Genomic DNA, 12,087 nt, shown 5'->3' on the forward strand with positions numbered 1-12,087 from the left:
CGGTTTTTCAGCAAATGCACCAAAACCTGCAGCTAGGCTGCCACTTCTTCTAGCTGCGCTAAGATACGCTCTCTAAATTCCATATCGCTATTGGCCAGTCCTAGCAGCTGCCAGTACTCTTGCTGAGTGAGTCCAGCCTGCGTCACCAGCGAAAAGGCTTCAGCCTGAATCTCTTGCTGAATTTGCAGTGATTCAGAGGCTGTTTCGGCGCTTTGCAGCTCACTCTCCCGTTGATCAATCAGTTCGACAACCTGTAAATAGGCTTGAACAAACTGATTGACTTTTTCAGAAGAAATATTGTTGACCGTCAAGTTAGGGACTGATACAGCAGAGGTAACTGAGTTTGCTGTATCTGCTGGCGGAGTATCGGCAGCCCAAACTTTTGGTGCTGGCAGCAGTAGCAGGGCTAGACTCAGCACGAGCAGTAAAAATCGCTGAACTAAGGGACGAAGACGCGCTAATAAAACCATGCTGCTTTCTTTCTCAATTTCAAGTTTTGACTGCAAGTTCTGACTGTAAGATAACGCTGCGATGAATATATCTGAAGTCAGACCTGAAAAATAACTTTCCCTAATTTCAACGGCCTGTTTGATTAGATTTGCTGACAAGCTACTAAAAATGCTAGATAACGGCGCAATTAATCGGAAAGATAGCGCTACAATGTCTCAGGAGCGACATCAAGTCACTTCGTGCTATTATGCACAGAGCAGCCTTTGAACTCAATAGATAAAGCTTCAACTCGTTCTATCTGAGAGCTGCTTGCTTCAATAAAGACAGTCTTTGAAAAATTCAGTTATGACTAATACAACCAACCAAGCGGTTGTTCACCCAATGGTGAAGTTTCAGAAAAAAGTAAAATCTTTAGTGGACTCTAGCGTCGTACAGACGTCAGATCGAATCTGGAAAATTGCCTTCCTGTTTGGCGATGACTGGCCTCATTGGAAGCATGAACTCGAAGAATTTGAGTTTTCAATGCAGGATCCAATTGGTGATTTGCTGGCCGTGGAATCTTGGGAAGAAGAGACTTAATCGCATAGCGTCTTCTACACCTCGGCCTTGCTTTGAGGCTAGTCATTATCTCATTATCGGATAACGATGAATATTTAGATAGCGATTAGCCTTATTTAGACTCAAATAACCAGCGGTTTTAGGCGTTGCTGAATCAAGGAATGAATCCGATGTTGGCCGGTCGTGAGCGAGATGCTCACACTCCTCGCCTTTATTGTCAGACAGGTTAGTGCGAGCATCTTGCTCGCGCTTGAATTCATAGCCAAAATCAGCAATACCTAGTTTTATTGCCACTTGCAATCTCTACTCGTTTGCCAATCGCTGAAGCCAACAATTTGCTAAAAGAGAGCGAATTTTTCAGGCTACGAAGACTGCTTGAGTTTGTCTAAATCAGGTTTGACCTTGATGCGAATGGCGATCGCCGTAATATTGTCGTGCCCGTTTTGCTCGTTAGCCAAATCGATAAGATGCCCTAACCCAACCTCTAAATCGGTTTGCTTAGTCAGCAAAGGTTCAATATGGGATGAAACATGCGTATCTAAAAGTTCGTTATCGCTCAGTCCGTCTGAACAGAGCAGCAACAGGGTGTCTTCACTAAACTCCAGAAAGTCAATGCTGGGACGAATATTATGGCTGTCTCTAGGGCCAAGCGCCTGAGTTAGCTGATAGGCGTCAGGACGGGCATAGGCGATCGCTGGCTCGACGCCCCGCTGCATTTCTCGCTGACCGACTTCGTGGTCACAGGTCACCTGCTGCAGTCCTAAACGGCGGCTGTAGCGATAGAGGCGGCTGTCACCGACATGAGCGACCACGGCCTGAGTTCCCTGCAGCAATAGCAGTACTAAGGTCGTCCCCATGCGACCGCTGCCAGAACGCTCATCAGCCTGATTCGTATTGTAAATAACGTCGTTGGTCTGGGCGATCGCCTGACTAATCTCTTTTTCAGTCGGCAAAGTATCTTGCCAATGTTGCTCAAAATAGGACTGCAGCGTTTCAACTGCCAGGGCGCTAGCCACTTCACCGCTTTCGTGACCGCCCATACCATCGCACAGAATATATAGGCCTTTGGCCTGTAGTCGGCGCTCTTGAGGAGTCGCCAGCCTTTGAGACTGAGACTGAATGCAGAAAGTATCTTCATTGTGCTCCCGCTGCTGCCCGACGTGGGTTAGTCCAGCATCTTCCAGTTCTACCAGCATCATAGGCAGAACCATCGTGGGGGAATCGTTCGTTAAGCTTTCTGCTTCTAAACCAAGCGTTTCTTCTAAATCTAAATCTGTTTCTAGTAGGGGGGATAAAGCGGAGATGCTGGCAGCCTCAGCCCCAACTGCCTCATCACCGGATGGCATAGCCGACGCAGCCGCTTCTAAATCTGGGCTTAGATTAGCTGCGGTCGCCTCGTTAGACTGCAGCACGCCGTCAGCGATCGCCACCAAACGCGCTTGCAAAGTTTCAATGGTTTCAAGCTGGCCTGACCCTAGATCGCTGGCCAAAGTCACCAAGTCACTTAGGGCATCTGGAACCTGCTGCAGCATAATCTGCCATAGCAATCCCAAATCTCTCAGCGTGTACCGCATCTCAGCCGACTGGAAGTAAAGCCGCTGCAGGCATAAAACCTGATCTTCATCAATGCGCAGGTTTTCAATATTAAGCAGACTGGGCTGTCCCTGATGCGGTTCTAACACCTGCCACAGCTCCGCCATCTCATAGCACCAGTGAACCTGCTGCAGCGGTTCAGAAGCTTCAGTGCGCCAGTAGTCAAACAGCTTGGGAAGATGGCCTCTGTGCTCAACAATTAGGACAGAATAATCTTGGGTTTGCCAAGCACTGTGTAGCTCTGGTATAGCCGGGAAAAAGCTGCTTTGCAGCAGCAGGTAAGGCTGGGCTGAGGCAGGGAGCGCTGCGGATAGTACTGTGTCTACGGCCTCAGCTTCATCTGTTTCCTCCACCAGTTCTACAAGTTGTTCTTCTGTCTCTGCTAAAGGTCTTGGCTCAGCCGGATGCGCATCAATCACTTCAGCCTCTAGCTCTAAATGGCTAAAAGTTGTGGGGGATAAAGGCTGCTGTACTTGATATCGCTGTTTGCTGTCTAAGTAGGATTTTGTCAGTTCAGGCGGCAGCGTGGGTGTCGGTAAGGATAAAATTGGCTCTAGGGTTTGAGCAGCAGAATCACTGGCTTTACCCATAGGTTCAATCGCCTCTGCAGTCAGGCTATCGGGGGTTGGGCCTTCGGCGAACGAACTTGCCGCCTCTGCCTGGGATAAAGTTGCTGTCTCTAGGGTCGAGTTGAGGCTTGCACCCACTTCATCAGCATGATTGGGCTTTGGCTCGCCAGCGCTAGGCTGCGGGGCATCGGTACTAGCGGGTGGTAACGGTTCGATGGCGGCTGTTAGTGCAGGCGGCTCAGCACATTCTGCAGCATTGTTTCCTGCCTGGGCAGCAGAGAGAGTCACTATTGCCAATAGCAGCGTCAGCGGACTGCCGCAGTTTTGACAAAATTTGTTGCTATAGGGATTCTCAAACTGACAGTAGGAACAGATGAGCATAGTCAAGAGGCTCTGTAAACCTCACATAGTCACTTCAAAACGGTGCAGAACGACAAAAGCAAGACTCTGAAGAAACCTAAAAGCTTCTTCCTAGCCCATCTGGCTTGAACAGGCCGTAGCAGCTACTTACTTTCAAGCGCAATTGTTTTTAACATCTCACGCAATGAGGAAAGGTCTCATTATAGAGGGCTTTCACTCTAGGCTCCAACTACAAGGCAGCAGGAATTAATTTTCCTACCTTACCCTACCCTAGGTTCTGCCGGTATCTCAGGACATTTCGAGAGAATTTTAACAAGGCAAAAGAATAAGAGACCGCGATTAAAGCTCAAGCAAATGTTTGAGTTGGTTCAGCTCCTGGGCAGTCAGATCGCGCCACTCACCTGGAACCAAGGAGCCTAAGCACAAATGGGCGATCGCAACTCGCACCAGCCTTAGTGTTGGATAGCCAACAGCGGCTGTCATCCTCCTGACCTGGCGATTGCGGCCTTCCCTCAGCATGATTTCTAACCAGGCAGTAGGCACTGTTTTCCGAAATCGCACTGGCGGATTGCGCGGCGGCAGGTCAGGTGAAGAGGGCAGACACGTTACCTGAGCTGGCTTAGTTCGATATTGCTGTACGGTCACTCCTTGGCGAAGCTGATTGAGCGCGCTTTCGTCAGGAACTCGCTCTACCTGCACCCAGTAGGTACGCGGATGAGCATAGCGGGGATTGATCAGGCGATGCTGCAATAGGCCGTGGTTAGTCAACAACAGCAAACCTTCGCTATCGCGATCCAAACGACCTACCGGATAGACCTCTGGTATGTCAATAAAGTCCTTTAGAGTTTGGCGCTGGGCTGAGCGATCGCTAAACTGCGTCAAAACCCCATAGGGTTTATAGAATAGTAAGTACCGATAAGCCATGACGGAGCGGGACTAATTTCAGCTTGATGAGCAGCCAGTTGCTTAACATTGCGCAATCTATCGGCTCAAGTATTGCAAAAATGTTTAGAAACGGTTCAGTCAGGAAACTGCCTTTTATCCTGAAATATAACTATAAGGAATTGTCGCGGGAATTCACATGGACAACGCACCGAAGTATCGATTTGTTTGCACGCTGACCTTCGGGGACATTTACGGGCAGATTATTGTCTGGCTAATTGTCTTGTTTGTCAGCCTAGCAGCCGCATTGGCGCTGATGGGTGCTAGCCGTCCCATCTATGCTCTAGCCACCGTCGGCTTGATTCTGGTTCTTTCTCTGCCTTTCCTGCTGTTTGCTTTTGTGACAACGCTGCTCAATCACATTGAGTTTTCAGCCGTTGATCCCCAGTCAGAAGCAGCCGCTAGGTTTGGTAATCCAACTACTGACCAAAGACCGGCCCAAGCTGCCAGCTAATTTTTGCGCCTAGCTATAACTTCTGCACCTGTAGTCCAGCTAACAGGTGCAGAGAAGACAAATTATGTTTGCTTGCCATCCAAAAACTGACTGACACAGTCGGCCTTAGGTAACCCCCAAAAGTGGCTGTGATGATTGAGTCAAACAGGCTTAGCTGAATCCAGCCGCAAATAGTAATACACCACTAATTACAGCCAAAATTAGCAACACTTTTCCGGCATTCCAACTGCCTTTCCAGGAATAGTTCTTATCTTCCGGCATATCTCATACCTCACGCTGGCGGTTCAATCTCTTATCACCTTAAATGTAGGCCGCACCGTCGTCATGGTCAGAGCGATAGATATTTTTGCCCTGCTGCCCTAAGAAGACATCACCGAAGTTTTAGGACGAGCAAAAATCATGCGTCCGGCTGAAGTTTGCAAAGCGCCAGTGACAACCACGGAAAGCTCATCGCCGATATAATCTTTGCCTTCCTCAACCACAACCATAGTGCCATCGTTAAGATAGCCTACGCCCTGGGTTGGCTCCTTGCCTTCTTTTAGAATTTTGATATCAATATCGTCACCCGGCAGGTAGCTCGGTCGAATCGCCTGAGCTAGATCGTTAATGTTAAGGACAGGCACCTGCTGCAGGCTAGCGACTTTATTAAGGTTGTAGTCGTTTGTCAGCAGCGTGGCGTTGAGTTCCTGAGTCAGCTTGACTAGCTTGGCATCGACTGTAGCAATGTCGTCATAGTCGGCCTGGTTAATCAGCACGCGATTGGGATAGGCATCCCGTACGCGGTTGAGGATATCGAGTCCCCGGCGACCTCTAACCCGCTTCTGCTCGTTGGAGGCATCCGCCACCTGCTGCAGTTCTTGCAGAACAAACTGGGGAATGAGGATTTGACCTTCCAAGAAGCCTGTTTCTAAGATATTCTCAATCCGACCATCAATGATGCAGCTAGTGTCTAGGATCTTAGTGGAGGAGGGCTTGAGAGTACCTTCAGCAACCAAGACTGATTCAAAGCTGCTGGGATTAATCAGACGCAGGAGCGTCCGCCCGTGGGTATCGGCTAAGTTTATGCCGGAAACAGCAAATACAATGCTACCCAGCACCGCTGTCAAAGGCTTGATGAAGCCAAACTCGCTGGGAATAGGCAGTAAAAACAGAGGAGCCAGCATCAGGTTAGCGATCAGCAGACCAATGACCAAGCCCACCGCTCGGCTCAGCAAAATGTCAGGGGGCATCTCTCGCACCTGCCGCTCAATGCGTCGGTAGCTGGTCTGAAAAACCAAGCCGACAGCCCCCCCAATCAGAGCACCAAAACCGCCGGTGACAGAGCTTAAGCCCTCTATGCTGGTGACCTGCTGCAGTACGTTCGCTGGCAGCAAATCGACGCCATAAAAGCCAATACCTGCGCCTGCTAGGATAAAGGAAAAAACAATAATGGCGTCAAGCATAGGAATTAAACCGGGGGGCTAACAGTTCAACTGAGCGCTGAGAAACTGGCTCTCTATTTATTAGCATCTATATTGCGCTGATCAGAGTCAACCCAAAGTATACAGCCGTCCTTGAAACATCACAGGTTGAGGCCCAATAGCTGCATCAAAGGAGACTCTGTATTGCATAGCCTCATTATAGTCGGGCGGCTGACGATCGCCGCATTTATACCTAGCCAATCATGCCGTTAACTCGGCGATCGCGTCTATTTGCGCTGGCGTCTCCACTCCGCCGCTTTCATAAGTTCTGTGAATATAACCGTGCCCACTACAACCGCATCTCCTCGCCAATCCTTAGCCACGGCTGCCTACATTCATATTCCCTTCTGTCGGCGGCGCTGCTATTACTGCGACTTTCCGATTTCAGTTTTAGGCGATCGCCGTCGCGGTGAAACTTCAGGCACCCTGCAGCAGTATCTAGCCGCCCTGCATCAGGAAATTGCCGCCACGCGTCCCTACGGCCCACCCCTGGAGACGGTTTTCTTCGGTGGGGGAACTCCCTCCCTGCTGTCAGTTGACCAGCTTCAGCAGCTATTGGCGCACCTAGAGCAGCGCTTTGGCTTAGCCCCCAATGCTGAAATCTCAATGGAAATGGATCCGGGAACCTTTGACTTAGCCCATATGCAAGGCTATCAGGCGGCTGGGGTGAACCGCGTCAGCCTGGGAGTGCAGGCGTTTCAATCCGAAATCTTACAGGCCTGTGGTCGCACCCACACGGCTACAGACATTGGCCAGGCAGTAGACATTTTGCATCGGGGCGGCATTCAGAACTACAGCCTAGATCTAATTTCCGGTCTGCCCCATCAGACGCTGAGCCACTGGCAGGATTCTCTAACCCAGGCGATCGCCCTGCAGCCCCAGCATATTTCGGTCTATGATCTAACGATCGAGCCAGGGACGGCTTTTGACAAATGGTACCAGGCTGGCTCCGCTCCCCTGCCGACTGACGAGCGCACCACAGAAATGTATCGTCTTGCCCAGCGAACCCTTACCCAGGCTGGCTTTGAGCATTATGAAATTTCTAACTACGCTCAACCGGGCTATCTGTGCCGCCACAATCAGGTCTATTGGCAGAATCGGGCTTATTATGGCTTCGGCATGGGGGCGACGAGCTACCTGCAAAAACAGCGCTTTAGCCGTCCTCGCAAGCTGCGCCAGTACTATCAGTGGGTCAGCACCTATCAGCAAACAGGGCAGATAGACTGTCCGCCCACTCCCCCTGCAGAGCAACTGCTCGATCAGCTCATGGTGGAACTACGGCTAGCTGCAGGCATCGACCTGATCGCGTTAGCGCAGCAGTTTGGCTTAGACATCGTAGAGCGCATCCAAAAGCGGCTGCAGCCCTACGTGCAGCAGGGCTGGGTTGAAATAACGGCAGAAGCGGCCTCTTCTCGTTTGCGCCTCAGCGATCCAGAAGGATTTCTTTTTTCCAACGTGGTGCTTGCGGCCCTGTTTGCCGAATTTGACTAGCTCAGCACCCAGGTTACAATCTGCGGGAAGCGAATTAGCAACAGCAGCCCCATTAGCTGAATCAAGATAAAGGGAATAACCCCTTTGTAGATATCGGTGGTTTTGACCTCCGGTGGGGAAACGCCGCGCAGGTAAAACAGGGAGAAGCCAAAGGGCGGCGTCAGAAAAGAGGTTTGTAAATTGACGCCCAGCATGACCCCAAACCAAACCAGGTTGTAGCCGTAGCTCAGCGCAATCGGGGCCATCAGCGGCACGATGATAAAAACAATCTCAAAGTAATCTAGGAAAAATCCCAGGACAAACACCAGCACATTGACAAAAATCAGGAAGCTGACCACGCCCCCAGGCAGGTTGAGCAAGATATCTTCTACCAGGCGATCGCCCCCCAAACCGCGAAACACTAAGCTGAAAATGGTGGCTCCTAGCAGCAGCACAATCACCATCGTCGTCAGCTCAACGGTAGACTCTAGGGCTTTAATCAGCGTCCGCAGCGTCAGCCGTCGGTTCAGCGCCGCCAAAACCAAGGCACCGGCTACGCCCATTGCGCCCGCCTCAGTCGGCGTGGCAACCCCCGCAAAGATACTGCCCAGCACTACCAGAATCAAAAACAGCGGTGGCAGCATGACTAGAAACACCCGCCTTGCCAAGGCGGCCTTAGAAATATCCAGCATTTCCGCAGGCAGAGCCGGGGCAGCTTTGGGCCTAAAAGTCGCGATCGCAGCCGTATAAATCAGGTACATAGTCGCCAGAGACAGTCCGGGCACCAGCGAACCTAAAAACAAATCGCCCACTGATACCCCTAGCTGATCGCCCAGCACAATCAGCACCACGCTGGGCGGAATCACCTGTCCCAATGTGCCAGAGGCAGCAATCACGCCTGTCGCCAAGGCCGGACTATAGCCGTAACGCAGCATAATCGGCAGGGAGATCATCCCCATTGCGACCACGGTTGCCCCCACTACGCCGGTAGCAGCCGCCAGCAGCGTTCCAACTAAGATAACGCCAATCGCTAGCCCCCCCCGCAGCCGCCCAAACAGCAGGCCAAAGGTTTCAAGCAGATCCTCGGCTAACCCCGATCGCTGGAGCAAAGTCCCCATCAAAATAAAGTAGGGAATAGCTAGCAGGACATAGTTGCCCATGATGCCGAAGATCCGCTGGGGCAAAGCCGTAAACAAAATCCAGTCAAACTGCCCCAGGAAGGCGCTCAATATGGCAAACAGAAGTCCGGTTCCGCCCAGGGCAAAGGCAACCGGATAGCCTGTAAAAATGAGGACTAGTGCCCCCAAAAACATCAGCAAGCCTAAAGTCTCACTCATGAATTGGCCTCCTGATGGTTCGGTTCATAGCCGCTGATAATAGCTGCCTGCTTAATTACCTCGGCAATTCCCTGCAGCGTTAGCAGCAGAAAAGCCACAATAATCATTGTTTTGATGGGATAGCGAGGTAAACCGCTTGGATCAGAAGACTGCTCCCAAATCTGCCAGGAGTTGATGACAGAGGGCAGAGAGTATCCCAGCACCAGCAAGCTCATGGGAATCAGCAGCAGCAGTCCTCCTAGCAAATCCACCCAGGCTTTGCCTTTGCGGGAAAGCCGACCATAAAAAATATCGACACGCACGTGGGCACCCCGCTTGAGGACATAGGCAGCCCCCAGCAAAAAAATGAGGCTAAACAAATACCATTGCACTTCAATATAAAGATTGGAGCTAAGATTGACGCCGATATAGCGTCCCAGGTAGCGAGTGATGGCGTTGTAGGCTCCCATCACAACCATCACCAGGGTTAGCAGCAGCGTCAATCGCCCGATCCATTCGCTCAGCTGATCAATCCATGCGGCAATTTTCAGCAGAAATCTCATGCCTCCTCCGATGACGCTCTGTCGATTCAGATACTCAGCTTACTTGCTCAAGGTGTCATTTTGGGCGAAACGGCGAGGTTCACCACGCACAGCTTTTTGAGCCAAAGTCAGTCTTGTTGTTTAAAGCTTTGATGGAATTTTCTAGATTTCACCGTAATTAGCGATCGCCTAGCTGTAGGGTCTGCTGGAATCTTTTATCTGGGGAAGGAATGAATCACTTTGCGGTTTTGATTCGCCTGCTGCGCGATCGCGCCACTGTTTTAGAAGAAATTCGGCAAGACATCAAGCTAGAGCGCAAAATTGTCTCTTTACTCATTTCTAGCGCTGTATTTCTGGCCGTTTATGGCGCAATTATTGGAGCCTCTAGTAGCTGGCTGCAAATGCTGTCTTCAGCCATTAAGCTGCCAGCGTTATATCTAATTACTTTAGTTATTTGCTTGCCGACGCTGTACTTCTTTGACATTCTGTTCGGCTCTGCGCTCAACTTTCGCCAGTACATGGCTATGGTGCTGACAGCGGTTTCTGTGATCAGCGTTCTTCTATTTAGCTTTGCCCCAGTTTCACTCTTCTTTTTAATTTCAATTCAGGACTACGCCTTCTTTCTATTGCTGAACGTGGCGATTATGGGCCTAACAGGCATAGTAGGGATCAAGCTGTTCTACGACGGTATGCGTAGTCTAGCGGGGGTTCAAGCGGCTGAAGATCAGTTGCGCAATCGCCTGCTAAAAGGCTGGCTGATCCTCTATGCCCTGGTGGGAAGCCAGCTAGGATGGACATTAAGACCTTTTTTCGGAGCGCCTAACGAACCGTTTCAGCTCTTTCGACCTGAAATTGACGGCAACTTCTACGGTCAGGTCTTTCGGATGATTTTTCAGCTCTTTGGCATTTAATTTCTCAGTAGCTAAAAAATTCAGTCATCTCACAACCATTCACATTCTCAATACTTCGCGAATGCAGCCCAATCTTTCAGCGCTGAAAATCACTGAGCGGGAGCTAGATACGCTCACGGGCTTAGATATTGGTGAGTTTACGATGGGGCAGGCTTATCGGCCCTCGGCGCTGCGTCAGTCTAATATCCTCTCGCTGTTGCTAAATCAGCTTCTCACCTTCGGCGTCATCATCATTTTTTGCCTGCCGCTCAGTCTGATTGTGGCGCGCAATCAGGGACTGGGGGAAGATCTCAGCAGCGCCGCTCGGTTTGTGCCTGTGGCCTTGGGGGTAGCCGTGGCGATCGCCTGCGGCTGGAATTTTTACCGCTGGTGGCAGGGCCGCTATTTAAAGGGATTAGCCTGTTTGCTAGATGAAATCGATCGCTACCACGAAACCCTAACGGCTGTTAGCATTCTAGACGAACTGAGCCAGGCCAATCCCGCTCAGCCCAAGGTAGAAAATCGGGGTGCTGTTTTGGAGGCTCTGCAGCTCACGCGCAGCAGCCTAATTTGTGCCCTGATGACAGAGCGGATCCTCCGCAAGCATCAGCGCTTCATGGCCCGTCGCCAGGAGCTATTTGCCAATATTGAACAGAACTTAGCTTCTTTGCAGGCTCTCCAGATGAATCAGGCCGCTAATGAATATGGCGATCTGCTCAACGAGGCTTTGCAAATTGGCACAACTGTTCATCAAGAAATTCAAAAATTAAACTCGGTTTCTGCCTAAAGTGCGATCGCTCTGAGCCAAGCAGATTATGCTAGCTCTTAGCAGCACAACAAGCTGGTTGCATCTGCCATCGGGGAAGCTTTCTCATTTTTATTCATGCAAAAGAAAAAGCTACGCAATTCACTCCTATTTCCCCTTCACGATAGCCCATGTCCTCGAAGTTCGTTTTAATGATCTACCCGGTCGGATTTCAAGGCAAAATCTGGCAAACCGTCCTGCGATCGCAAAATATTGCCGTCATTTGGGAATCTGCCGATGTTGGCCTGATCAAAAGCCTGCAGCAGCTTCAGCAAGATGAATCCGCCCTGCCCGACTTAATTCTGATTGATACTCGGCTGCAGTCACTAAAACCCTATGCTATTTGCCGCTGGTGTCAAAAACATTGCCCAGCGCTCAAAATTGTCTTGGTCAACGGCTCTCAGCATGAGATTTTGGCTTCAGAACGGCAGTGGGCTATCTGCCAAGGGGCAGCCGATCTAATGCCCCGTTTCCCTATTCGTAACCTGATTAGCTACACGGCGACCCGCGCAGGCCAGGTTTTAAACCTGTTAGAGCTACCGCCGCTCAATCATAGCGCCTTGGTCACAGCGCTCCTAAAACTGCGGGCTAACTCTCACGGCAAGGCAGTTGTGGCCTTCCCAGGACCAAAATTAGCCTCTCTTCCCCTCAAAATCGCCTCTCAAAAACAAAATTAGC

13 protein-coding genes are annotated in these 12,087 nt (G+C 50.6%); 6 read left to right on the forward strand and 7 right to left on the reverse strand.

Annotated features, from left to right (window positions below; genetic code table 11):
- Window positions 1-32: 32 nt before the first annotated feature.
- On the reverse strand, window positions 33-470 hold the full coding sequence (locus tag QJQ48_RS14765) for a DUF4168 domain-containing protein (protein WP_346292008.1): 438 nt from the start codon (window positions 468-470) through the stop codon (window positions 33-35).
- 325 nt (window positions 471-795) lie between these two features.
- Here QJQ48_RS14765 and QJQ48_RS14770 point away from each other — a divergent pair, with 325 nt between their 5' ends.
- Window positions 796-1,029, forward strand: a complete 234-nt coding sequence (locus QJQ48_RS14770) for a DUF4327 family protein (RefSeq protein WP_346292009.1) — start codon at window positions 796-798, stop codon at window positions 1,027-1,029.
- Window positions 1,030-1,074: 45 nt separating this feature from the next.
- On the opposite strand, the gene QJQ48_RS14775 is transcribed toward QJQ48_RS14770, so the two are convergent.
- The 3 genes from QJQ48_RS14775 to QJQ48_RS14785 form a co-directional block, all read right to left on the reverse strand.
- On the reverse strand, window positions 1,075-1,302 hold the full coding sequence (locus tag QJQ48_RS14775) for a hypothetical protein (protein WP_346292010.1): 228 nt from the start codon (window positions 1,300-1,302) through the stop codon (window positions 1,075-1,077).
- A gap of 68 nt (window positions 1,303-1,370) precedes the next feature.
- Window positions 1,371-3,551, reverse strand: coding sequence for a serine/threonine phosphatase (locus tag QJQ48_RS14780; RefSeq protein ID WP_346292011.1), 2,181 nt, complete (start codon window positions 3,549-3,551; stop codon window positions 1,371-1,373).
- 318 nt (window positions 3,552-3,869) lie between these two features.
- Window positions 3,870-4,454 (reverse strand): pseudouridine synthase, encoded by a 585-nt coding sequence (locus QJQ48_RS14785; protein WP_346292012.1) that lies wholly within the window; start codon window positions 4,452-4,454, stop codon window positions 3,870-3,872.
- 157 nt (window positions 4,455-4,611) lie between these two features.
- Here QJQ48_RS14785 and QJQ48_RS14790 point away from each other — a divergent pair, with 157 nt between their 5' ends.
- Window positions 4,612-4,926 carry a hypothetical protein gene (locus tag QJQ48_RS14790; RefSeq protein ID WP_346292013.1) on the forward strand — a complete coding sequence of 105 codons (315 nt, stop codon included), beginning with the start codon at window positions 4,612-4,614 and terminating at the stop codon, window positions 4,924-4,926.
- A gap of 359 nt (window positions 4,927-5,285) precedes the next feature.
- Here the strand turns inward: QJQ48_RS14790 and QJQ48_RS14795 are convergent, their stop codons facing one another.
- Window positions 5,286-6,368 (reverse strand): PIN/TRAM domain-containing protein, encoded by a 1,083-nt coding sequence (locus tag QJQ48_RS14795; protein WP_346292014.1) that lies wholly within the window; start codon window positions 6,366-6,368, stop codon window positions 5,286-5,288.
- Window positions 6,369-6,668: 300 nt separating this feature from the next.
- On the opposite strand from QJQ48_RS14795, the gene hemW reads away from it, so the two are divergent.
- Window positions 6,669-7,877, forward strand: coding sequence for a radical SAM family heme chaperone HemW (gene hemW, locus QJQ48_RS14800; RefSeq protein ID WP_346292015.1), 1,209 nt, complete (start codon window positions 6,669-6,671; stop codon window positions 7,875-7,877).
- Here the strand turns inward: hemW and QJQ48_RS14805 are convergent.
- A complete protein-coding gene (locus QJQ48_RS14805) occupies window positions 7,874-9,193 on the reverse strand; it encodes a TRAP transporter large permease (RefSeq protein WP_346292016.1) in 1,320 nt (439 codons plus the stop codon). The two genes, hemW and QJQ48_RS14805, sit on opposite strands and share 4 nt — an antisense overlap.
- On the reverse strand, window positions 9,190-9,735 hold the full coding sequence (locus tag QJQ48_RS14810) for a TRAP transporter small permease subunit (protein ID WP_346292017.1): 546 nt from the start codon (window positions 9,733-9,735) through the stop codon (window positions 9,190-9,192). Before QJQ48_RS14810 ends, QJQ48_RS14805 begins: the two co-directional genes overlap by 4 nt.
- A gap of 209 nt (window positions 9,736-9,944) precedes the next feature.
- Here QJQ48_RS14810 and QJQ48_RS14815 point away from each other — a divergent pair, with 209 nt between their 5' ends.
- The 3 genes from QJQ48_RS14815 (at window position 9,945) to QJQ48_RS14825 (ending at window position 12,086) form a co-directional block, all read left to right on the forward strand.
- On the forward strand, window positions 9,945-10,625 hold the full coding sequence (locus QJQ48_RS14815) for an actin-binding WH2 domain-containing protein (protein ID WP_346292018.1): 681 nt from the start codon (window positions 9,945-9,947) through the stop codon (window positions 10,623-10,625).
- Window positions 10,615-11,391 (forward strand): hypothetical protein, encoded by a 777-nt coding sequence (locus QJQ48_RS14820; protein ID WP_346292019.1) that lies wholly within the window; start codon window positions 10,615-10,617, stop codon window positions 11,389-11,391. Before QJQ48_RS14815 ends, QJQ48_RS14820 begins: the two co-directional genes overlap by 11 nt.
- A 149-nt stretch (window positions 11,392-11,540) precedes the next feature.
- Window positions 11,541-12,086 (forward strand): response regulator, encoded by a 546-nt coding sequence (locus QJQ48_RS14825; RefSeq protein ID WP_346292020.1) that lies wholly within the window; start codon window positions 11,541-11,543, stop codon window positions 12,084-12,086.
- The last annotated feature ends 1 nt before the right edge of the window (window position 12,087 follow it).

Origin of the sequence: Sphaerothrix gracilis Ecp01, from assembly GCF_030405905.1 — a bacterium.
Taxonomy (GTDB): domain Bacteria; phylum Cyanobacteriota; class Cyanobacteriia; order Phormidesmidales; family Phormidesmidaceae; genus Sphaerothrix; species Sphaerothrix gracilis.

Coding starts and splice junctions, on each gene's coding strand:
- QJQ48_RS14765 (WP_346292008.1), bottom strand. CDS start 470: ATGGTTTTATTAGCGCGTCTTCGTCCCTTAGTTCAGCGATTTTTACTG.
- QJQ48_RS14770 (WP_346292009.1), top strand. CDS start 796: ATGACTAATACAACCAACCAAGCGGTTGTTCACCCAATGGTGAAGTTT.
- QJQ48_RS14780 (WP_346292011.1), bottom strand. CDS start 3,551: ATGCTCATCTGTTCCTACTGTCAGTTTGAGAATCCCTATAGCAACAAA.
- QJQ48_RS14785 (WP_346292012.1), bottom strand. CDS start 4,454: ATGGCTTATCGGTACTTACTATTCTATAAACCCTATGGGGTTTTGACG.
- QJQ48_RS14790 (WP_346292013.1), top strand. CDS start 4,612: ATGGACAACGCACCGAAGTATCGATTTGTTTGCACGCTGACCTTCGGG.
- QJQ48_RS14795 (WP_346292014.1), bottom strand. CDS start 6,368: ATGCTTGACGCCATTATTGTTTTTTCCTTTATCCTAGCAGGCGCAGGT.
- QJQ48_RS14805 (WP_346292016.1), bottom strand. CDS start 9,193: ATGAGTGAGACTTTAGGCTTGCTGATGTTTTTGGGGGCACTAGTCCTC.
- QJQ48_RS14810 (WP_346292017.1), bottom strand. CDS start 9,735: ATGAGATTTCTGCTGAAAATTGCCGCATGGATTGATCAGCTGAGCGAA.
- QJQ48_RS14815 (WP_346292018.1), top strand. CDS start 9,945: ATGAATCACTTTGCGGTTTTGATTCGCCTGCTGCGCGATCGCGCCACT.
- QJQ48_RS14825 (WP_346292020.1), top strand. CDS start 11,541: ATGTCCTCGAAGTTCGTTTTAATGATCTACCCGGTCGGATTTCAAGGC.